We start from the raw sequence: 21,869 nt of genomic DNA on the forward strand, positions 1-21,869 counted from the left end.
TGGGTGAAGTGCTTTGGGCAAAAGGCGCCAAAGACAATGCCAAAGATATTTGGCGCCATGCCTTAGAAAAAGATCCCGAAAACGATGTATTGCTTGAGACGCTGCAGCGCCTTTTAAAAAAGAAAACTATTGATTAAACTTTTCTAATGATTCGGTTTTGGTGTTTTGGATAACTTAATTGAGCAGTACCATTGATCCCTATAAATAAAGAACTTCCTGTGCAGCTATCAACAGATTCTCAAAAATGCTAAATACTTCTCCAGCACTTGAATTCAAAAGCAGTACGTTTTTTGCGCCGATTTTGATTCTTTACACCCATGATATGGTTGCAATCGAGCAAACACTGCAAGAGAAAATTAACCTGGCACCCGAGTTTTTTAGAGATTCGCCTCTGATTATCGATTTGCGTGAATTAAACAAGTTAAATCAGGATCTGGATTTTGTTCAGATAACCCAGCTATTGCGCAGAATCGGTTTTTTCCCAGTGGGTATCCGTGGCGGAAATGAGCAACAAAATAAGCAAGCACGCACATTATCAATTCCGATAGACACAGTTCGTGAACAAGGCAATCCAATCACAATTGGCGAAGCACAAAAGCAAGAAGCTGTTCCGGAAGTAACCACGGCCAAGGAATCTATCAGTCCTATCGCTGCTCCTCCACAGTCTCCAGTAGCAGCAACATTGATCACTCAGCCGATTCGATCGGGGCAGCGTATTTATGCGTCCGGTGATTTGATCATTCTGTCTCAGGTCAGCGCTGGCGCCGAAATTATGGCTGAAGGCAATATACATGTCTATAATACACTGAGAGGACGCGCGTTGGCGGGTGTGCATGGCAACACAGCAGCCAGGATATTTTGTTTTGATTTGCAAGCAGAGCTTATTTCAATTGCTGGGGATTATAAAACCAGTGAAGATTTAAACAAACAGACCTACAAAAATCCGGTGCAAATATATTTGCAGAATCATGCTTTGATCATTAAAGAGATTGCTTAAGACCAAATAGCAAAGGAGGCTCAATTGGCAAGAATTATAGTTGTGACATCAGGCAAAGGTGGCGTTGGTAAAACAACAACAAGCGCAGCGATTGCCATGGGACTGGCAAAAGCCGGTCACAAGACGGCCGTTATTGATTTTGATGTGGGTTTACGGAATCTGGACTTGATTTTAGGTTGTGAGCGGCGGGTTGTCTATGACTTTATCAATGTTATCAATGGCGAAGCCAGTCTCAACCAAGCACTCATCCGGGATAAGAATTGCAATCTACTTTACATTCTCCCTGCTTCTCAAACGCGCGATAAGGATGCATTGACAGAAGAAGGTGTTGGCCGGGTATTAGACGAATTATCCAAAGATTTTGAATATATTGTTTGCGATTCTCCTGCGGGAATTGAAAAAGGTGCAAACTTGGCGCTTTATTTTGCGGATGATGCCTTTGTCGTTACCAATCCAGAAGTTTCTTCGGTAAGAGATTCAGATCGTATGTTGGGTATTTTATCCAGCAAATCACGGCGAGCTGAACGTAATGAAGACCCCATCAAAGAATATTTGTTACTTACCCGGTATGATGCTGACAGAGTAAAATCAGGCGAAATGCTGAGTCTTGAAGACGTACAAGAAATTTTATCCCTGGAATTATTGGGTATTATTCCTGAGTCAAAATCAGTCTTGTCCGCATCGAATGCAGGCATTCCGGTAATTCTCGATGAAAAGAGTGAAGCAGGTCAGGCTTATGCCGATGTGGTAGCGCGATACTTAGGTGAGAAACGTCCACATCGATTTATTGATGCTAAACACGGATTTCTCAGGAGGCTTTTCGGAGGAAGAAAATGAGCTTACTGGATTATTTTAGATCATCTAAACCTAAAACTGCATCGGTCGCCAAAGAGAGATTGCAAATTCTTGTTGCGCACGAACGCAGCTATCGCAATCAACCTTCCTATCTACCGCAATTGCAAAAAGAACTACTAGAGGTTATCCGTAAATATGTGAATGTGGATCAGGACGCGATATCCGTTAATTTTGAGCAAGATGAGAATCAGGAAACACTGGAACTCAATATCGTACTGCCTGATTATCAACAAACCAATAAGACCATCAATAATTAAACTGAGGCTTATCCCGTGCACATTGGTAATCTATGGATTGATATCAGCTAGCTTTAACATTGAATTGAAAGATTTTAAATTACCGGTGAATGGGTTCAAAATTAATCCGTGGAATGTTATTCCGGGGATTCTGATAAGCTGTATTTTTACTCTTTTTTCCGGTTGTGCAACACTACCCAGTCAAACCAAATCTGACGCGGTTGTCACAACCATTGTTACTGAGCCTGCTGCAAATACCCAGAATGGCTCAGCCGCTGATTTTAATATCCTCGGCAGGATATCCATCCAAGATGAAAAGCAAAGTTTTTCCGGCAGCTTCCGCTGGCAGCATCTGGCAACCAGTGATGAAATTCTGTTATTTACCCCGCTGGGTCAGGCAGTTGCCGAAATTACAAAAGATGACGAAGGTGTGCGTTTGATTACCTCAAAGCTCGAAGCTTTTTATGCGGCGGATGTAGAGAGTCTGACGCAAGAAATTCTGGGTTGGCGTATGCCGATCAATGGGTTGCAATACTGGATACAAGGCATACATTCGCCAGTTACCGCAGCGGAAAAGGATCTGGATAACAAAGACCGGATTGTATCTATCCGGCAAGATGGCTGGCACATCCACTATAATAGCTTCGCTCCCGCGCAGATAAATTCAATACCGCTTCCCAAGGTATTGAATTTAGTCTATCAAAACCTGAGAATCAGACTGGTAGTCGATGACTGGAAAGTCGAATAAATTATTCTTACACTAAAGCCATAGCCGTCTAATTCTTAAATTTATTCATGTTTACATTTCCTGCCCCAGCCAAGCTGAATCTTTTTTTACATGTCACCGGCCGCCGGCAGGATGGCTATCATTTATTGCAAACAGTTTTCCGGTTTATAGATTTCTCTGATCAATTAAGTTTTAGTTTGCGCGCGGATGGCATTATCAAATTACTTAACCCCATTGCCGGTGTTCCAGAAGATAAAGATTTGTGTGTCCGCGCCGCTCAATTGCTGAAGCAGCATACGGGAACTGCACAAGGTATCGATATTTTTCTACAGAAGCAGATTCCAATGGGGGGAGGGTTGGGTGGCGGAAGTTCTGACGCAGCAACCACTTTGTTGGCATTGAATCAGTTGTGGGAACTCAATTTAGGCCGCGAGCAATTGCTTGAATTAGGGCTTCAGTTAGGTGCCGATGTCCCTGTTTTCATTTTCGGACAAAATGCCTTTGCAGAGGGAATTGGTGAAAAACTGGTCCCCATTAATCTGCCGCCTGCGTGGTATTTAGTGCTTATACCACCGGCCCAAGTCTCGACTGCGGAGGTTTTTGCAAGTAAGGAATTGACACGCAACACGATACCCATCAAAATACCGCCCTTTTCTGTCTGGCAAGGTCATAATGATTTGGAATTAGTAGTTTGCCAAACATATCCTGAAGTGGCGAGATGTTTGGAGTGGCTAAAGCGGCTAGAAAATACTACAATAGCGGCAATGAGTGGTTCAGGTGCTTGTGTATTTGCTGAATTTGCGACGGAGCTGGCAGCTCAGACCGCTTTTGCACAAATTCCTGATGATATGAAAGGCTTCGTGGCGAAAGGATTAGATTGTCATCCCATGCACAAGTCAGTGAAGTAAAGATTTTGGGGAGTCGCCAAGTGGTAAGGCACCGGATTTTGATTCCGGCATTCGTAGGTTCGATCCCTACCTCCCCAGCCAGTTTATTTTTCAGAAACAAGCTTGCATCAAACTCCGGATCGTCAAAAACAACTCATTTTAACAAGAAAGACGAGCGCTCCTTTTTCCAAACTGATTATCTCAGAGAAATAACATGTCTTATGACAGTCTGATGGTTTTTACCGGCACGGCCAATCCCCAATTGGCGCAGGATGCTGTCAAGCATCTTAATATCCATCTGGGGCGTGCCACTGTTGGACGCTTCAGTGACGGTGAGATCATGGTGGAGATCCTTGAGAATGTGCGCGGAAAGGATGTTTTTGTACTGCAATCCACTTGCGCACCGACCAATGACAGCCTTATGGAAATACTGGTCATGGTAGATGCCCTGAAGCGTGCTTCTGCCGGTCGCATTACTGCTGCAATCCCGTATTTTGGATATGCGCGTCAGGATAGAAGGCCACGCTCTGTTCGTGTACCGATCACAGCCAAAGTAGTGGCTAATATGTTAGCTACTGTTGGTATTGATCGGTTGCTCACCATGGATTTGCATGCAGATCAGATTCAGGGATTTTTTGATATTCCTGTCGACAATATTTATGGTATGCCCATTTTGCTGGGGGATATCTGGAAGCATAATTATCAAAATCTGGTAGTGGTATCGCCTGATGTCGGCGGTGTAGTCCGTGCCCGGCATCTCGCCAAACGGCTGGAATGCGATCTGGCAATCATTGACAAGCGGCGTCCAAAACCCAATGAAGCAAAAGTCATGAACATCATCGGTGAAGTAAAAGACCGCACTTGTGTGATTATTGATGACATGGTGGACACAGCCAATACGCTGTGTGAAGCTGCAAAAGCATTAAAACAGCATGGCGCGGAATCAGTGATTGCATATTCCACGCACGCGGTATTATCAGGCAACGCAGTAGAACGCATCCAGAACTCAGCACTGGATAAACTGGTAGTCACTGACACGATACCTTTGCGTAAAGATGCCATAGCTTGTGATCGTATTTGCCAGTTAAGCATCGCCAATCTGCTGGCAGAAACCATGTTACGCATCAGTAATGAGAGCTCATTAAGCTCATTATTTATGGAATAAGTTGATTCCGTTTTTTTAACCGGTTTGTTTGGTCGCGAACAAATCATAATTATGGAGTAGTAAAGATGAAAATAGAAATCAGTGCCGATAAGCGCACGTTGCAGGGAAAGGGTGCGAGCCGCCGCCTGCGTGGTTCTGGTAAAGTACCAGCAATCATCTATGGTGGTGAACAAGAACCGCAGTCTATTGAAATGGATCACAACGATTTGTTTCACAAGCTTAAACTGGAAGCTTTCCATGCATCGATCTTGTCGTTAAGTGTCGCAGGGGAAAAAGAACAGGTATTGTTACGCGATATACAAATGCACCCATTCAAGCATCAAGTGTTGCATGTGGATTTTCAGCGTGTCGACAAAAACAAAAAAATACACATGAAAGTTCCATTACACTTTATCAATGCAGAAAATGCGCCCGGTGTAAAAACCTCCGGCGGTATTGTTACGCACATCCTTACCGAAGTGGATATCAGTTGTTTGCCGGATGATTTGCCAGAATTTATTTCAGTGGATTTGGCCGAACTGACTGCAGGGCACACACTTCACTTAAGTGATCTGGTACTGCCCAACGGAGTTGAAATTGTTGCATTGACCAGAGGCGATAATTCACCGGTTGCAACGATTGTGATTCCGCGCTCAGCACTCTCCGATGAAGCCGCCGGTGAAGGAGCAGGCGCAGAGAAAAAATAGTCAGATAAGATAAGAACAATTAACTGATCTGGAAATTTGATAAATCTGCTGGGATAAAACACATGCCGGCAGATTTTTCTTTTCTGAATCCGTTTTTACAGCAGCCGGATAATTTTTCACCATGAAACTTATTGTTGGATTGGGTAATCCAGGCAGAGAATATGCAGGTACACGGCATAACGCCGGTTTTGAGTGGGTGGATCGATTAGCCCAAATGCTGCAAGTACCCCTAAAGCCGGAAGCACGATTTCATGGATTGTGCGCACAAGTCCGCCAGAAAGAGTTGGATTTGTGGCTACTGGAACCACAAACCTATATGAACAGAAGCGGGCAATCGGTCATTGCCTTGTGCCAATTTTATAAAATTCAGCCGGACGAAATAATCGTTGTCCACGATGAACTGGATTTACTCCCGGGCATCGCCAAACTGAAGAAAGGCGGCGGTTTGGGTGGTCATAACGGCCTCAAGGATATTGCAGCAAGATTGGGTACCCAGGATTTCTGGCGCTTACGAATCGGCATAGGTCATCCGGGTGATCGTAATGCCGTGGTTGACTATGTATTACACCCGCCCAGAAAGGAAGAAGCACAATTAATTGATGAAGCCATAGTCAGAAGTCTGGAAGTATGGCCGCTCATTGCACAAGGCGCTTGTGAAGCTGCCATGTTGAAATTACACACCAAAGTATAAGAATACTTGTAAAAGTTTTATACAATCGTTATTTAATCCATTTTAATGAGAATCCGGTCATGAGTCTTAAATGCGGAATCGTGGGTCTTCCCAATGTCGGCAAATCCACCTTGTTTAATGCATTGACCAAAGCGGGAATTGCTGCAGAAAATTATCCTTTCTGTACGATAGATCCGAATATTGGCATAGTCGAAGTCCCAGACCCGCGCTTGCAAAAACTCAGTGAAATCGTCAAGCCGCAGAAAATTCAATCAGCGATCGTCGAATTTGTCGATATCGCCGGATTGGTCGCCGGTGCGTCCAAAGGCGAAGGTCTGGGTAACAAGTTTCTTGCCAATATCCGTGAAACGGATGGCATCGTCAATATGGTGCGCTGCTTCGCAGACGATAATGTCATACACGTCGCGGGCAAGGTGGATCCGATATCGGATATTGAAGTTATCCAAACCGAACTGGCTCTGGCTGATCTCGCCACCGTAGAAAAAACCATTCATCGCGAATCCAAAGTGGCTAAGTCCGGTAATAAAGACGCCATTAAACTCTGCGCTTTACTGGAAGCGGTGCAGGCACATCTTGACCAGGGCAAACCCGCCAGAACAATGGACTTGGACAAAGAGCAAAAACTCTTATTGCAGCCACTCTGTTTATTAACCGCAAAACCGGCCATTTATGTGGCCAATGTGGATGATCACGGCTTTGAGAATAATCCCCTATTAACCCGCGTCGAAGAATATGCCGCACAAGAAGGCGCGCCAGTTGTCGCCATATGCGCTGCACTGGAAGCAGAAATCGCAGAACTGCCTGACGAAGATAAGAAAATCTTTTTAGCGGATCTCAATCTCGAAGAACCCGGACTCAACCGTCTGGTGCGCGCAGGTTATGAATTACTCGGACTGCAAACCTACTTCACCGCCGGCGTCAAAGAAGTCCGCGCCTGGACCATCCACAAAGGCGACACCGCACCACAGGCAGCCGCAGTCATTCATACCGATTTTGAAAAAGGCTTTATCCGCGCCGAAGTGATCAGTTATGAGGATTTCATCGCCTACAACGGCGAACAAGGTGCCAAAGAAGCAGGCAAGATGCGCCTCGAAGGTAAGGAATACATCGTCAAGGACGGCGATGTGATGCATTTCCGGTTTAATGTTTGATTGATATGTCGCAAAAACTTGAAATTTGCGACCTATTTGATTGACCTGTCGCTGCGAACGACATAAACTGACGACGTGTCGCAAAAATGCAAAAATTAAACCATGACTGCTTGGCGTCCGGATCAACCATACAACGACCTACCGCCGTTGCCTCCCGCAGCCGATCTGGAAACACGCACGGTACTGAAGCAGTGTATCCCCGCCCGAGCAGCACTGGCAGAACTCAAGCAAGCCGCCGAACTCATTCCCAATCAGGGTGTTCTGATCAATGCCCTGCCGCTGCTTGAAGCCCAAGCCAGCTCGGAAATCGAAAACATCGTCACCACGACCGACCGGCTGTTTCAGTTTCAAAGCGCAAATGAGTATGCCGATCCCGCCACACGCGAAGCCCTGCGTTATAGCAGTGCACTGCTGGAAGGGTTTCAGGCATTAAAGCAGCACCCGCTGAACACTCGCACCGCAGAACAAGTATGCACTCGCATCAAGGGCATGGACATGCAAGTGCGGCGCGTACCCGGAACGGCACTAGCTAATCAGGCCAACGGCGAAGTGATCTATACACCGCCCGTTGGGGAAGACCTGCTACGTACCAAATTGGCCAACTGGGAACGTTACCTTCATGAGGCGCGCGATGTTGACCCGCTGATCCGCATGGCAGCCGGGCATTACCAGTTCGAAGCCATCCACCCTTTCACTGACGGCAACGGCCGCACGGGGCGCGTGCTGAATAGTCTATTTCTGATCCAGGAAGACTTATTGACGCTACCAATTCTTTACCTCAGCCGCTACATCATCAAGAACAAAACCGAGTATTACCACCTGCTGCTCGATGTTACGCGCAACCAAGCATGGGAACCGTGGATTATCTTCTTACTGCAAGGCATCGAAGACACAGCACACTGGACAACCGCAAAGATTGCCGCGATCCGCACATTGTCAGAACTGACAATTGCCCATGTGAAGCAGGCGGCACCAAAAATCTACAGCCGCGAGCTAGTCGATTTGATCTTCGACCTGCCTTACTGCCGGATTCAGAACCTAGTTGAAAAAAACATCGCCGGACGCCAAGCCGCCTCGCGCTATCTCAAGCAACTGGTAGACATCGGTGTGCTTGAGGAAAGAACCATCGGACGTGAAAAGCTGTTCATCCATCCCAAACTGATGCATTTACTGACGCGGGATGACAACACCGTGAGGCCCTATCCATAATGGCGAATGCATGATATGTCCGCACTAAAAAAACTGCTCGATAGCTATCGTCTCGCCTCAGTAACCGAGCGGGAAAAAGGCACTTACTTTGAAGAACTCATCCTGTGCTACCTGCGTAACGAAGCCAGCTACCGCGATCTGTACAGCGATGTTTGGACGTATGGCGAATGGGCAAAGCTGCAGGGCTTGGATAGCCGCGATACCGGTATTGATCTGGTCGCCAAAACCAGCGTCGGCGAATATCACGCCATCCAATGCAAGCTCTACGCTGAAGATTACCGTTTGCAAAAAAGCGACATCGACAGCTTTTTTACCGCATCGGGCAAGAAAGTATTCACTCACCGCATCATTGTCAGCACCACCAATCATTGGAGCGAACACGCTGAAGACGCCTTGCGCGACCAGCAGCCGCCCGTCAGCAAGATAGACCTGCACGATCTGGAAAACAGCCAGATTGATTGGAGCCGATACCAATCCAAAGCAGTTCCGGTGTTAAAAACCAGGAAGCAGCTGCGCGACCATCAAAAATATGCGTTGGATGCCGTTACGCGCGGCCTAGCGAACACAGACCGCGGCAAACTCATTATGGCCTGCGGTACGGGTAAAACTTTCACCAGCCTGAAGATTGCCGAAGCGTTGGCAGGCGCGGGTAAGCGTGTACTGTTCCTCGTTCCCAGCCTGAACCTGCTATCGCAAACCCTGACCGAGTGGACGCAGGAAAGTGAAATCCCGCTGCACAGTTTCGCCGTGTGTTCCGACAGCGACGTGGGCAAAAAGCGCAAGAAGGATGACGACACCGTTCAAACTTTCACCCATGAATTGCGCTATCCCGCCACCACCGAACCGGCCAGGCTGGCGACTGAAATGAGCAAGCGCCACGATGCCCAGCACATGAGCGTGGTATTCAGCACCTACCATTCCATTGATGTCATCAGCCGCGCCCAGCACGATTTTAATCTGGCTGATTTCGACCTGATTATCTGCGATGAAGCGCATCGCACCACCGGCGCAACTTTCGATAGCGAGGATGAAAGCGCCTTCGTCAAAGTTCACGATAGTGATTACATCCGCTCCGCCAAGCGGCTTTACATGACCGCCACGCCACGCATTTATGGCGAAGTGGCAAAAGCCAGTGCCGAAAAAGACAATGTCGCCCTATGCTCGATGGATGATGAAACGCTCTACGGCAAGGAGCTTTATGTCATCACCTTCTCGGAAGCCGTCCGGCGCAGCCTGCTGGTGGACTACAAGGTGATCGTACTGGCCGTGGAAGAAACGCACATCAACCGCCGCCTGCAAAACCTGCTGAAGGACGAAAACAACCAGCTCAAGGTGGACGATGCCGCCAAAATCATCGGTTGCTGGAAAGCATTATCCAAACAGGGATTGACCGATGACCTGAGCGGTGATGGTCAAGCCATGCAGCGCGCCGTGGCTTTCTGTCAGGTAATCGAATTGGCCAAAGGCGGCAAGACGCACAAAGTTAGCTCCAAGCAAATTGCGGGCATGTTCCAGGCCGTAGTGGAAGCCTATCAGGAAACCGAGGAATTCGAGCAGATTACCCGCCTCAACTGCGAAGCCGAGCACGTGGATGGCAGCATGAACGCCAGTGAGAAAGAAACCAAGCTGGATTGGCTCAAAGCGGAAGTCGCCGAAAATACCTGCCGCATCCTGAGCAACGTGCGCTGCCTGTCCGAAGGCGTGGACGTGCCCGCTTTGGATGCCGTGCTGTTTCTCACCCCGCGCAATTCTCAAGTGGACGTGGTGCAATCCGTCGGGCGCGTCATGCGCACCACACCGGACGGGAAGAAAAAACGCGGCTACGTCATTTTGCCGGTGGTGATTCCGGCAGGCGTGGAGCCGCACGAAGCACTGAACGACAACCAGACCTACAAAGTGGTGTGGCAGGTGCTACAAGCCTTGCGCTCGCACGACGATCGCTTTGATGCGATGGTGAACAAGCTCGACCTGATCGGGCGCGACACCAGCAAAATGGAAGTCATCGCCATCACCGACAAAATCCAGAAAAAACGCGATAAGCCCAAGGGAAAAACCAACACTCGGGCGGGAAAGGGCGGCCACGCCATCGGCCAGCCCAAAGCCGTCTATGCCGTCAAGCCCGAACAGCAGGACCTGCAATTCGAGATCGGAGAGATCGAGCGCGCCATCTACGCCAAGCTGGTGCAAAAAGTCGGTAACCGCCACCACTGGGAAGACTGGGCCAACGACATCGCCAAAATCGCCCGCACCCACATCGACCGCATCACCGCCATTCTGGAAAACCCGGCCAATGCTAAAGAGCAAGCAGCCTTTACCGCCTTTGCCGCAGAACTGCGCGATGACCTGAACAACAGCATCTCTGACGCCGAAATCATCGAAATGCTGGCGCAGCACCTGATTACCAAGCCGGTATTCGATGCGCTGTTTGAAGACTACAGCTTTGCCCAGCACAATCCCATGTCGCTCGCCATGCAAGCCGTGCTGGACATCCTGCAAGAACACAATCTGAATAAGGAAGCTGACACGCTGCAAGCGTTCTACGACAGCGTGAAGCTGCGCGCGGAGGGCATCGAAAGCGCTACCGGCAAGCAAAAAATCGTGGTCGAGCTGTACGACAAATTCTTCCGCAATGCCTTCCCCAAAATGACCGAGCGGCTGGGCATCGTCTATACGCCGGTAGAAGTGGTGGATTTCATCATCCACAGCGTCAACCACATCCTTCAAACCGAATTCGGTCAAACATTGGGCAGCAAGGGCGTACATATCCTCGACCCCTTTGCCGGAACCGGCACCTTCATCACGCGCCTGCTGCAAAGCGGACTGATTACCCAGGACGAGCTGCCCTACAAATACCGGCACGAAATCCACGCCAACGAAATCGTCTTACTCGCCTACTACATCGCCGCGATCAATATTGAGGCGGTGTATCACGGCATCATGAACACCCCGCAACCGGAGGACGCCCTTGCGCCCCGTCATTCCGGGCTTGTCCCGGAATCCAGTGACGGAAACAAAGGCGCGCAAAGCGCGCCACTGGATACCGGCCTGCGCCGGTATGACGTACATCCCTACCAGCCGTTCGAGGGCATCTGCCTGACCGACACTTTCCAGATGTACGAGAAGGAAGACTTGGTCGACCAACTGCTGGAACACAACAGCGCACGGCGCAAACGGCAGAAGAAGCTGGATATTCGGGTGATTATGGGGAATCCGCCGTATTCAGTTGGGCAGAAAAGCGAGAACGACAATAACGACAACGTAGCCTATCCCTATCTGGACGAGCGCATCCGTTCTACCTATGTAGAGCGTTCCAGGGCCACTCTAGCCAAAGGATTGTACGACAGCTACATCCGCGCCATTCGTTGGGCATCCGACCGCATCGGCGATAGCGGGGTGATTGGCTTTGTCACCAATGCCGGATGGCTGGAAGCCAACACCGCCGATGGTTTGCGCAAGTGCTTGGCAGAAGAGTTCTCAAGCATCTATGTGTTCCACTTGCGAGGTAATCAACGCACTTCTGGTGAGTTGTCACGCAAGGAAGGAGGCAAGGTTTTCGGCAGCGGTAGCCGCGCACCGATTGCCATTTCATTGCTTGTAAAAAACACCAATGCTGCGCAGCACGACCAGATATATTTTCACGACATTGGCGACTACCTCAGTCAAGCTGAGAAACTGGAAAAAATCAGCGCCTTCCAGAGCATTACCGGAATTAGCGAAGCTAGAGGCTGGCAATCAATCATGCCAGATCAGCATGGCGATTGGCTTAAGCAAAGAGATGGTCGATTTAGCGAATATATTGTGTTGGGAGATAAAAAGGGAACAGAACTCAAGCTATTCGAGAATTTCTCTATGGGCGTTGTTACCGCCCGTGATGCTTGGTGCTATAACCCTTCCCCTAAGGTCGTATCAAACAACATGACGCGCATGATTGGTTTCTACAACAGCGAGGTGCAACGATTCAATGCGGTATATGCCAAGCTGGACAAGAAAGCACGCGAAGCCAAGGTGGATAATTTTATCGACACCAACCCGACACAGATCAGTTGGACGCGGGCATTGAAACAAGAGTTGGCGAAAGATCGCTGCTTTGCATTTGAGGGAGAATGCCTCACGCCTAGTCTGTACCGCCCATTCACCAAGCAATGGCTGTATTTCAATAGGCGCTTCAATGAAATGGTGTACCAGATGCCTCGCATTTTCCCAAATGCGGCGGCAGAGAATTTGTTGATCATGGTTAAGCAGCGATGGAGCGGCGATGGTCAGCTGGCTTTGATGGTAAATCGTGTGCCAGAATTGCAAATTGATGGCGGCGCGCAATGCTTCCCGCTCTACCTCTACGATCCCGTCGTTCCCGCGCAGGCGGGAACCCAATCCTTGCTGGACTGGGGCGAAGCAAAACCGCTGGATTCCCGCCCCACGCCTTCGCGGGGGCTGGCACTGCGCGGGAATGACGATGATGGGCGCGGGAATGACGGGGATGTGCGAGGGGATGACGGGTATATGCGTGGGAATGACGGCTATGTGCGCCGCGATGCCATCACCGACGAAGGGCTGGCGCATTTCCAATCCGCCTATCCGGGTGAAACCATCAGCAAGGAGGATGTGTTCTATTACGTCTATGGCCTGCTGCACTCAAAGGATTACCGCGAACGCTACGCCGACAATCTGAGCAAGGAACTGCCGCGCATCCCGCGCGTGAAAACCGCTGCCGGTTTTTGGGCCTTCTCGCAAGCCGGGCGTAAACTGGCCGAGCTGCACCTGAATTATGAAACCGTGCCGATATACCAGGGCGCCAAGGTGCTGGGCGCCGATGGGAAGGTGTTCAATCTTGGCGATCCCAAGCCGCTGGATTCCCGCCTGCGCGGGAATGACGATGATGGGCGCGGGAATGACGAGCGGGAGGGTTTTTGGCGCGTGGAAAAGATGAAAGTGCCGAAAACCGATGGCAAAAAAGATCTGACCCGGCTGATCTACAACGCGCACATCACCGTCAGCGGCATCCCGCCCGAAGCCTACGACTACATCGTGAACGGCAAGCCCGCGCTGGATTGGGTGGTGGAGCGCCAATGCGTGAAGACTGACAAAGACAGCGGCATTGTCAACGACGCCAACGACTGGGCGATTGAAACGATGGGTAATCCGCGTTATCCACTGGAATTGTTTATGCGCGTGGTGACGGTCAGCCTGGAAACGATGAAGATCGTCAACGGCCTGCCGCCACTGGAAATTGCCAGTGATTGAGGCAGCCACTTTTCTCTCCGTCATTCCCATCATCAATTTTCTTTTCGTCATTCCCGCGCAGTGCCAGCCCCCGCGAAGGCGTGGGGCGGGAATCCAGTCGCGGGAGCGCGTTCGGTGGTTCTGGATCCCCGCCTTCGCGGGGATGACGAGGTATGTGTGTGCGGAGATGACGAGTTGTAGCGATGCCGGTGGATGATGGGTTGTAGAGGTGGAGGGTGATGAAATGTTGCAGTAGAAGGACGGAGAGGTTAACGAAACTCTGAATAACTGTCATTTAGCAGGCTGTTGAAAAACGTATTCGAGGCAGCCGATGCAAGGCAAAAATAGGCGAAAAAGCGCAGTTTATGCTTAATAAATGAGCATTTTGAGCCTATTTTTAACACCGCAGCGGCAACGCAGATAGTTTTTCAACGGCCTGTTAGAGCGTAGCGAGAAATCTATCACGTTGACTCACAAAGATTCCTCACTTTGTTCGGAATGACAAACATGAGTTATTCAGAGTTTCCTTAAGGTTCCGTCTCTCCATTTATTTCCGGCCAGAGATCCCGCCACTGCGGATTGGTTTCTTCAATCAGTTTCAATTTCCAGGCGCGGTTCCATTTTTTCAATGCCTTTTCCCGGGCAATGGCGCTTTCCATCGTAGCGTGCTGTTCATACCAGACCAGGGTTTTTACCCGGTATTTTTTGGTAAAACCTTCCGCCAAACCTTCGCGATGCTGCCAAATGCGCTGGATCAGGTTCGATGTCACACCAATGTAGAGCGTCCCGTTTCTTTGACTGGCCAGCAAATACACAGCCGGAGCCATCATGCCGCCTTCTCGCCGACATTACCGGCCCTCTCGTCATTCCCGCGAAAGCGGGAATCCCGTTTTTGATGTGGCTTTTTTTGCATTGCCAATTTCTGATGAATTTACGTCGCCACGATCACCCGCACGGCATCGAGCCGCAGATTGCTGGATTTCAGTGCGCCGGTCAGTTGCTGCAGTTGTTGTTCAAAAAATTGAATTTCTTCGTCGCGCACGTTCGGGTTGACTTGTTGCAAGGCTTTGAGGCGTTCGATTTCCGGGGTGAAGGTTTGCTGGATGCGGGCTTCCGCTTCGGCGATGAGTTGCGGCGCTTGCGCGCTGGCTTGTTGCTCGCTCGCGGTCAGTAATTCGCGGATCGCGTCTTCTTTGAGTTGGATCACTTGCTTGGCGATGCCGGTCGCGACCGGTTGCAGGTGCTGATTGATCGCATTGTGGTCGAGGTGCGGATGAGCGCCGTTGCCTTGTTCATCCAATAAAATGTGGATTACCGCGGGCGGTAGGTAGCGGTTGCTTTGCTGTATGTTGTGCCCGCTTGCTTCGAGCACGAACAGGGTTTCCAGCAGCAAGGTGCCGGGTTGTACTTGTTTGTGTTTCAGCGCCACCACTACGGCGTTACCGCTTTCGTGGCCCAAAATCCGTTCCATCGCGTGCGTGACCATCGGGTGTTCCCATGTCAGGAAGTGCATATCCTCATTGGCCAGTGCGACATCGCGTGAATAGGTGATGACCGAGCCTTCGTCCATCAAGCCGGGAAACGGCATGCTCATGTGTTCGCTCGGTTCGATCAGAAAACTACCGGCGCGGTGGTCTTCGATATGCACGCCGCAGCAATCGAATACCGTTTCCATATATTCCGGCAGCATTGAATCATCATCCTGCGTGAGCGCGGCTTGCGCGAGCTGTTCCGCCGCGCTGGGCCGGAACGAGTTGTATTCGAGCAACTTATCGCGCCCGCGCTCGAGCGCTTCGTTCAATGCCTGGTGCGCCGTTTGGGTAACGCCGATCAATCCGGTCAGCGCTTCCGCCTGGGTTTGGCGTTGATGCAGCGCGGCGATGAGCGGGTCTTCCACTTTTACAAACACGGTTTGACCGGCTGGGCAGGTTTTTTCGAACGCATTCAAGCCTTCATGATACCAATGGAACATTACCGCCAGCGCGCTGTTTTCCAGATAGGGCACATGGATTTGGATGGTTTCCGTCTGACCGATTCGATCCAGGCGGCCAATGCGCTGTTCCAGCAAATCGGGATTGAGCGGCAGATCGAACAGCACCAGATGATGCGCAAACTGGAAATTGCGGCCTTCGCTGCCGATTTCCGAGCAGATCAGTACCTGGCCGCCGGTTTCCTTGTCGGCAAAGAACGCTGCGGCGCGGTCGCGCTCAATCAAACTCATGCTTTCGTGGAATACCGGGATAAATTGCCCGGTCGATTGTTTCATCGCTTGCGCCAGATCGCGCGCGGTTTGGGCATTGGCGGCGATGACCAGCACTTTTTCCGGTTTCACTCGCTTGAGCGTGGCAATCAGCCAATTCACGCGCGGGTCGATTTCGGTCCAGTACGGTTGATCCTCTTCGCATCGGACTTGGTAGATCAGTTCCGGACATAGCAGCAATTGCGGCTTGGATAACGGCGTGGTTTCAAACGTCACCAGGCTTGGCAGGTATTCCGCCGGTAACGGCAGCGGACTGGCCACCAGCTTGCGTTCGGGAAACCCTTTGACCGCCGCACGGGTGTTGCGGAACAGGATGCGCCCGGTGCCGTGCCGGTCGAGCAATAATTCCGCCAGCTTAATCCGGGCTTGCTGGTTTTGCAGCTCCGCCAGCAATGCTTGCGCTTGGGTTGGGTCGAGCACGTCCGCGATGAGCTGACGCGTGTCATCGTTTAATGTCTGGCCTTCGAGCAAGGCTTCTACCGCTTTTGCGATCGGTTCGTAGGATTGTTCCTCGGTGATAAACTCGGAGAAACTGCTGAAACGGTGCGGGTCGAGCAGACGCAGCCGGGCGTAGTGGCTGGCTTTACCCAATTGTTCCGGGGTCGCGGTCAATAGCAGCACGCCGCGGGTGCGCATTGCCAGTTGCTCGATTATGGTGTATTGCGGGCTAGCGGCTTGCGGCGACCAGTGCAAATGATGCGCTTCGTCGACCACCAGCAAATCCCAATGGCCTTCCAGCGCTTGCTGAAAGCGCTTCGGATTTTGCCGCAGAAAATGCAGGCTGCACAGCACCAATTGCTCGCTTTGAAACGGATTTTCGCCTTGCTCGACTTCTCCACCTTCTTCGTCTTCGTCGCTTTCTTCCAGCGACAAACAGCGCGCTTCGTCAAAAATACTGAATTGCAGATTGAAACGCCGCAACATTTCTACCAGCCATTGGTGAATCAAGGTTTCCGGCACCACGATGAGCACGCGCTTGGCACGCTCGGTCAGCAATTGCTGGTGCAAAATCAGACCGGCCTCAATGGTTTTTCCCAGTCCGACTTCGTCGGCCAGCAACACGCGCGGCGCAAAGCGACGGCCCACCTCGTGGGCGATATATAGTTGGTGCGGAATCAGGCTGGTGCGGGTGCCCACCAATCCATACAGCGGCGCTTGCGCCAGCCGGTTGCGAATCAGCAGCGTTTGATAGCGAATGCGAAACCATTTGTCTCGATCAAATTGACCCGCAAACAAACGTTCCGATGGGCGATTCAGTTGCAGGTGATGCGCTAACTGTGCTTCGGCCAGTTCAATTCGACCGCCCCCTTCGCGCTCGCCCAAGTAGACAATTAAACCATCATGCTCATTGACATGAATAACCTTCAATGCAATACCGTCATGACTGCTGATGCTATCGCCTGCTTTGAAAATAACACGCGTCAGCGGTGCAGAAAGCTTGGCGTAGGAGCGGGTTTCGCCCGCTGCCTTAAAGCTGATACTGACAATCCGGTGTTCAACAGTTTGAACAGTACCAAGACCCAATTGCAAATCAGCATCACAAATCCAACGCTGACCGGGCTTAAAATCGTGCATGTATTAATTTGTGATCAGAAGGGAGCAGTATAGTAATAGAAAATGGTAAGAAATATTACTATTTCTTGAGTTTGGCTGGATTCAATGAAAGGAGTAGAAATAAGAAAGCGAGAAGTCAGTTGAGAACCAACTGCTCAGGTAACAAGGCGTGTGGAAAAATTTTGGCCGATTAACTTTCTAAAGTTTATAAAGTTAATCGGCTCTAAGAAACATTGAATGACATGCCACAAAAATACTATGGCCAAATTATTTGATTAGAAATTCAGGAACAAATTAGCTACAAAATTATGCATCATTTGATCAGCACGAGCGCTATGCGGTCTGTTGATGAATTGGTTCATGTAACCCACTTCAACGGTAGCAAACTGATTGACTTTATAACCCAGTCCAACAAAGGCACGGTTCTGATCGTAGCCACGGGAAATAAAAGCAGGATTATCAACGGTATTCATGGCGATAAACAATTCACTTTGAACGATAAAACTAAGGTTCGGGTCTATTGACGGCATTGGAACCGCTAGTTTAACTAATTGGCGGAATCGATGACCTACATCATCATTACCAGCAATGGGCGCATTATGGTCGAAGAATCGTTGCTCAAAACGGCTTCGTGTCGACAACCTGCCGAATGAAAAATTATCAGCCCAAGTCACTTGTTGCCAAATCCGGTGCTCATTAAATGGACGCGCCGCTAGCGGTTCAGCTGTTGGTGCCCATGCATAACCTGCCCATACAACTACCTTATCAGTTACCGCATAACCCAGACCGGGACGGATAAGGGATTGCGTGAATTGAGTGGCGTCATTACCAAAACGTCCCTGCCCTTCCATCCACCATCTGAATTTTTTCAAGTCAGGATTCTGAGGATTTATGAAACCAAAATTACCCAGTGCTGTCGCATTTCCCCATACTTGAAAATCTTCTACGGTATTGTCTGCAACAGCTGGATTACTAAAAGCCAAACCAAGCGCTGCCAATGTAATAAATTTGTTTATTTTCTTAAACATGCAATCTCCTTTTCAAATTAATTTGATTCCGTAAAACAGTTAGTAAATGTATTCTGAATACAGTATGCATCAACTCACGTTAGTATTGATTGTTAGTAGCTGCTTACTCTATCTTTTCAAAAAACACGCCATTCTTTCACTAATAAATCGATATCGTTCTTATTACGCTGTCGCGCACATTAGCATAGTAATTGTCAAGAAAGTGTCAAGAAAAACAACTATCATGAGTGGTGTTATTACAGCTAATTCTAATTAAGATTTAAGAACCTAAGTTAAGAATTAAGAAATTCTGATCATATTTTTATTGCGTCAGCGCGCACACTAGCATGCCAAATGTTAAGAAATTGTAAAGAAAAAGAACGGCATCAAAGAAATAACAGCCAGTGTTGTTTTTTTAGCTAAAAATCCCGTGATATTGAAGGCTATTCATTCTTTACAGTAGTTGCGATTTTTTTGAATTTAGGAACAATACCGAGCGTCTCTTATAGGTGAAGAATATAAGAAATCAATCCGTACTGATTAATAGATTTTAAAAAACATTTGTTTGACAAGTTGTCACATTAGTAGGTATGTTAGGTCAGCTAAATTGTAAAGCTTGGTTAATATTTCTTGAGGGCGCTTCTAAAAATTCAAAGTTCTAAACAACACGAGGCACGAGCAAAAAATGGTTACGCAGCATATGTTTGATATGTAAGGAAACATTTTTTGTAAGTAACAAAGTATTGTGACGAAATTTGGATTTTTAGAAGTGCCCTTAAATAACAATTTATATATAGATCTTGGGTCGAGATCATTCTCGATATTATTTGAACTAAAATGAACTGGAGTTAGAAAATGAAAAAATTAAATTTTGCATTAACAATATCGGCGCTGCTTATATTAGCCGGTTGTGGCGCTAGTAAAGACTATAGTCCGCCCGCTGGTGCATCTGGTGAACAGATCTTTAGCACGGCTTGTACCGAATGCCATAAACCTTTAAGTGCAAACGTTGCCATGATACTCAGTGAGAAAATTGCCAATAAAGATGCGATTATCAAGAAATTTCAATCGGGAAGTATGAGAATGCCCGCATTCAAGAATATTCAGGGCGAGGCTGCAGATCGTTTAGCTGAATATGTTTTAACCAACAGCGAAGTCAAATAATTTATTTTGCCTGGGAATCCCAGCGGATCGCCCAGGCAAAATAAATTCATAGGAGCATCGAGTTATTTCTGCGCTGCTGATTAACACGTAAATATTTATCAAAAACTCCGCAAATACCGCTCAGTAGTAGCTGCCCCATAGCTGTCACGACAATCTCGTCATCATCTAACGTTACCAAACCAGCTTGCTCATACAATAAAAGCTCTGATAACTCTGTTGCAAAATAGTGTTTGAATTCAATTGGAAAATAAGTTTCTACTGATTCAAATGAGAGTACTGAATGACAAATCAGTGCTTGCATCACGGAACGCCGTATCAGATCATCGGCACTTAATTCAATGCCCCGTAAAATGGGTAGGATATTTCGATCCAGTTTGTCATAGTATTGCAGAAGATCATAATGATTCTGATTTAAGGTTGGACCAATGCGCCCAACTCCAGATATACCTAATGCAATTCGATCACAATCAGGATAAACCGAATAACCTTGCAAGCTATAGTGAAGCCTGCCTTGCCGCTGCGCTATGATCAATTGGTCGTCGCGCTTGGCAAAAAGATTCATGCCAATATGGCTATAACCGGCATCTGTTAATCGAGCAATTGCAAACAACAGCATCTCAAGCCGGGTTTCTGTATCGGGTAAATCTTCTTGTTTGATGTTTCGCTGGGGCTTGAATTTTTCCGGTAAGTGCAGATAATTCAATAAATTTATTTGATTTGGGCTCGCAGAAATGATTCTTCCCAAGGTGTATTCAAACTTCTTTACAGTTTGTTTCGGTAATCCGTAAATCAATTCAATTCTGACCGTTTTAAAACCGGCATGTTGCGCGTTACCTATGGCACGCAACGTAGTATCTTCTGTTTGTAAGCGCTGTATGGATTGCTGCACCTGATGATCAAAGTCCTGAACACCAATAATCGTGCAATTAAATCCCATTTCATTCAATGACTGAAGAGAAGCAGGCGTAATTTGCCGTGAATCAATCTCTATGCAATATTCTCCCTCTTCTACCAAATTAAAATTTTGGCGGATTTCTTTCATAATGTCACTTAACTGAGTATCACTCAGGAAGGTTGGGGTTCCTCCTCCAAAATATAATTGCTCAACTTTTGGGTCGTCTTTGAGAAATTGTCCTTGAAGTCTAATTTCGCGTACCAAGTAATCAAGATATATTTTTATGTCATCATCATCGGGAATGATCTGATTAAAATGGCAATAAAAACATAAAGAAGTGCAAAATGGAATATGCACATATAACGATAAGGGACGACGAAAGTGTCCCGGTTTGCGATTACTCAACCAAGATGAATAGGTATGCGCATCAAATGCTTCAACAAAATAATCTGTGCCCGGATACAGACGATAATCAGAATAATTGCCCCCAAAACGGCGAATAAGATCTGAATTGATTTCAGGCGAATCAGAAGATAGGCCGGAAAAAAACAATGGATGCACTGGGGATCTCACTTTGTGAAGAATGTAACCTAAAGAAAATTGGATTAAATAACATCAAGCGCCGACCACCCCGCTCAATCACACATCTATTCATAACGCAATGTCAAAAAAGAATACCTACTTTTAAATAAAATCGGTAAAATTGTAATTGAATCAAAAATATTAATTTTGATTCAGATCAATCAAGACACTGAAATGTAATTCTCTAAAAATGTAATTCCCTACATTCGGAAAATACTTTGCTTCACGATACTCCACTTCGTAATCATCTCGATATCTCACACATAAGATCAAGCTGTGCTTCTTGTAGTCTGCGCGAACTATGTTTGCCGGTTGGCCTTAATGATGATGAAATTCAAGTTCTAGGTGATGTAGTAAGTCATAAACGCAAGATTCAGCGAGGCGGGTATCTGCATCATACAGGCGCAAAGTTCCAATCACTATTTGCTATTCGTAGCGGATTTCTAAAAACCTGTGTACTTGAACAAGATGGACGGCAGCAAGTTACCGGTTTTCATATGACTGGAGAATTGCTGGGTTTGGACGCTATCAGCACAGACACACACACTTGTGATGCGATTGCTCTTGAAGATAGCGAAGTATG

General features: G+C 48.2%; 17 protein-coding genes and 1 tRNA gene. 14 read left to right on the forward strand and 4 right to left on the reverse strand.

The window, feature by feature from the left end:
- Nucleotides 1-244 precede the first annotated feature (244 nt).
- The 12 genes from minC to QZ942_RS06180 all read left to right on the forward strand — a co-directional run bounded on the left by minC (nt 245) and on the right by QZ942_RS06180 (nt 13,845).
- Complete coding sequence (gene minC, locus QZ942_RS06125) at nt 245-997, forward strand: septum site-determining protein MinC (protein ID WP_292993807.1); 753 nt, start codon at nt 245-247, stop codon at nt 995-997.
- Between the two features lie 24 nt (nt 998-1,021).
- Nucleotides 1,022-1,834 (forward strand): septum site-determining protein MinD, encoded by an 813-nt coding sequence (gene minD / locus QZ942_RS06130; RefSeq protein WP_292993808.1) that lies wholly within the window; start codon nt 1,022-1,024, stop codon nt 1,832-1,834.
- Complete coding sequence (gene minE, locus QZ942_RS06135) at nt 1,831-2,109, forward strand: cell division topological specificity factor MinE (RefSeq protein WP_013967381.1); 279 nt, start codon at nt 1,831-1,833, stop codon at nt 2,107-2,109. The genes minD and minE overlap by 4 nt, the downstream gene beginning before the upstream one ends.
- A gap of 64 nt (nt 2,110-2,173) precedes the next feature.
- The gene (gene lolB, locus QZ942_RS06140; RefSeq protein WP_292993809.1) at nt 2,174-2,836 is read left to right on the forward strand and encodes a lipoprotein insertase outer membrane protein LolB; all 663 of its coding nucleotides are present in this window, start codon (nt 2,174-2,176) and stop codon (nt 2,834-2,836) included.
- A gap of 47 nt (nt 2,837-2,883) precedes the next feature.
- The gene (gene ispE / locus QZ942_RS06145; protein WP_292993810.1) at nt 2,884-3,723 is read left to right on the forward strand and encodes a 4-(cytidine 5'-diphospho)-2-C-methyl-D-erythritol kinase; all 840 of its coding nucleotides are present in this window, start codon (nt 2,884-2,886) and stop codon (nt 3,721-3,723) included.
- Between the two features lie 6 nt (nt 3,724-3,729).
- Nucleotides 3,730-3,804: transfer RNA gene (locus QZ942_RS06150), tRNA-Gln, on the forward strand.
- A 112-nt stretch (nt 3,805-3,916) separates the two neighbouring features.
- The gene (locus QZ942_RS06155) at nt 3,917-4,867 is read left to right on the forward strand and encodes a ribose-phosphate pyrophosphokinase (RefSeq protein ID WP_292993811.1); all 951 of its coding nucleotides are present in this window, start codon (nt 3,917-3,919) and stop codon (nt 4,865-4,867) included.
- Between the two features lie 65 nt (nt 4,868-4,932).
- Complete coding sequence (locus QZ942_RS06160; protein ID WP_292993812.1) at nt 4,933-5,553, forward strand: 50S ribosomal protein L25/general stress protein Ctc; 621 nt, start codon at nt 4,933-4,935, stop codon at nt 5,551-5,553.
- 121 nt (nt 5,554-5,674) lie between these two features.
- A complete protein-coding gene (gene pth, locus QZ942_RS06165; protein ID WP_292993813.1) occupies nt 5,675-6,244 on the forward strand; it encodes an aminoacyl-tRNA hydrolase in 570 nt (189 codons plus the stop codon).
- Nucleotides 6,245-6,303: 59 nt separating this feature from the next.
- Nucleotides 6,304-7,395 carry a redox-regulated ATPase YchF gene (ychF, locus tag QZ942_RS06170; protein ID WP_292993814.1) on the forward strand — a complete coding sequence of 364 codons (1,092 nt, stop codon included), beginning with the start codon at nt 6,304-6,306 and terminating at the stop codon, nt 7,393-7,395.
- 102 nt (nt 7,396-7,497) lie between these two features.
- Nucleotides 7,498-8,604, forward strand: a complete 1,107-nt coding sequence (gene fic / locus QZ942_RS06175) for a protein adenylyltransferase Fic (protein WP_292993815.1) — start codon at nt 7,498-7,500, stop codon at nt 8,602-8,604.
- Between the two features lie 15 nt (nt 8,605-8,619).
- Complete coding sequence (locus tag QZ942_RS06180) at nt 8,620-13,845, forward strand: type ISP restriction/modification enzyme (RefSeq protein ID WP_292993816.1); 5,226 nt, start codon at nt 8,620-8,622, stop codon at nt 13,843-13,845.
- A gap of 506 nt (nt 13,846-14,351) precedes the next feature.
- Here the strand turns inward: QZ942_RS06180 and QZ942_RS06185 are convergent.
- From QZ942_RS06185 to QZ942_RS06195, 3 genes are all read right to left on the reverse strand, one after another.
- Nucleotides 14,352-14,651 (reverse strand): GIY-YIG nuclease family protein, encoded by a 300-nt coding sequence (locus QZ942_RS06185; protein WP_090315283.1) that lies wholly within the window; start codon nt 14,649-14,651, stop codon nt 14,352-14,354.
- 104 nt (nt 14,652-14,755) lie between these two features.
- A complete protein-coding gene (rapA, locus tag QZ942_RS06190) occupies nt 14,756-17,659 on the reverse strand; it encodes an RNA polymerase-associated protein RapA (protein WP_292993817.1) in 2,904 nt (967 codons plus the stop codon).
- Nucleotides 17,660-17,913: 254 nt separating this feature from the next.
- Nucleotides 17,914-18,666, reverse strand: coding sequence for a DUF2490 domain-containing protein (locus QZ942_RS06195; protein WP_292993818.1), 753 nt, complete (start codon nt 18,664-18,666; stop codon nt 17,914-17,916).
- 834 nt (nt 18,667-19,500) lie between these two features.
- On the opposite strand from QZ942_RS06195, the gene QZ942_RS06200 reads away from it, so the two are divergent.
- Nucleotides 19,501-19,809 (forward strand): cytochrome c, encoded by a 309-nt coding sequence (locus QZ942_RS06200; RefSeq protein WP_292993819.1) that lies wholly within the window; start codon nt 19,501-19,503, stop codon nt 19,807-19,809.
- Nucleotides 19,810-19,855: 46 nt separating this feature from the next.
- Here the strand turns inward: QZ942_RS06200 and hemN are convergent, their stop codons facing one another.
- Nucleotides 19,856-21,265 (reverse strand): oxygen-independent coproporphyrinogen III oxidase, encoded by a 1,410-nt coding sequence (gene hemN / locus QZ942_RS06205; protein WP_292993820.1) that lies wholly within the window; start codon nt 21,263-21,265, stop codon nt 19,856-19,858.
- Nucleotides 21,266-21,504: 239 nt separating this feature from the next.
- On the opposite strand from hemN, the gene QZ942_RS06210 reads away from it, so the two are divergent.
- Nucleotides 21,505-21,869: cyclic nucleotide-binding domain-containing protein (locus tag QZ942_RS06210; protein WP_292993821.1), on the forward strand; the 365-nt coding region annotated here is incomplete at its 3' end.

Origin of the sequence: Nitrosomonas sp. (assembly GCF_021731985.1) — a bacterium.
GTDB lineage: Bacteria > Pseudomonadota > Gammaproteobacteria > Burkholderiales > Nitrosomonadaceae > Nitrosomonas.

What these genes read in the sequence shown, in the direction of transcription:
- minC (WP_292993807.1), top strand. Translation starts at nt 245, where the DNA reads ATGCTAAATACTTCTCCAGCACTTGAATTCAAAAGCAGTACGTTTTTT.
- QZ942_RS06195 (WP_292993818.1), bottom strand. Translation starts at nt 18,666, where the DNA reads ATGTTTAAGAAAATAAACAAATTTATTACATTGGCAGCGCTTGGTTTG.
- QZ942_RS06160 (WP_292993812.1), top strand. Translation starts at nt 4,933, where the DNA reads ATGAAAATAGAAATCAGTGCCGATAAGCGCACGTTGCAGGGAAAGGGT.
- rapA (WP_292993817.1), bottom strand. Translation starts at nt 17,659, where the DNA reads ATGCACGATTTTAAGCCCGGTCAGCGTTGGATTTGTGATGCTGATTTG.
- QZ942_RS06180 (WP_292993816.1), top strand. Translation starts at nt 8,620, where the DNA reads ATGTCCGCACTAAAAAAACTGCTCGATAGCTATCGTCTCGCCTCAGTA.
- QZ942_RS06185 (WP_090315283.1), bottom strand. Translation starts at nt 14,651, where the DNA reads ATGGCTCCGGCTGTGTATTTGCTGGCCAGTCAAAGAAACGGGACGCTC.
- ychF (WP_292993814.1), top strand. Translation starts at nt 6,304, where the DNA reads ATGAGTCTTAAATGCGGAATCGTGGGTCTTCCCAATGTCGGCAAATCC.
- pth (WP_292993813.1), top strand. Translation starts at nt 5,675, where the DNA reads ATGAAACTTATTGTTGGATTGGGTAATCCAGGCAGAGAATATGCAGGT.
- ispE (WP_292993810.1), top strand. Translation starts at nt 2,884, where the DNA reads ATGTTTACATTTCCTGCCCCAGCCAAGCTGAATCTTTTTTTACATGTC.
- QZ942_RS06200 (WP_292993819.1), top strand. Translation starts at nt 19,501, where the DNA reads ATGAAAAAATTAAATTTTGCATTAACAATATCGGCGCTGCTTATATTA.
- fic (WP_292993815.1), top strand. Translation starts at nt 7,498, where the DNA reads ATGACTGCTTGGCGTCCGGATCAACCATACAACGACCTACCGCCGTTG.
- QZ942_RS06155 (WP_292993811.1), top strand. Translation starts at nt 3,917, where the DNA reads ATGTCTTATGACAGTCTGATGGTTTTTACCGGCACGGCCAATCCCCAA.
- minE (WP_013967381.1), top strand. Translation starts at nt 1,831, where the DNA reads ATGAGCTTACTGGATTATTTTAGATCATCTAAACCTAAAACTGCATCG.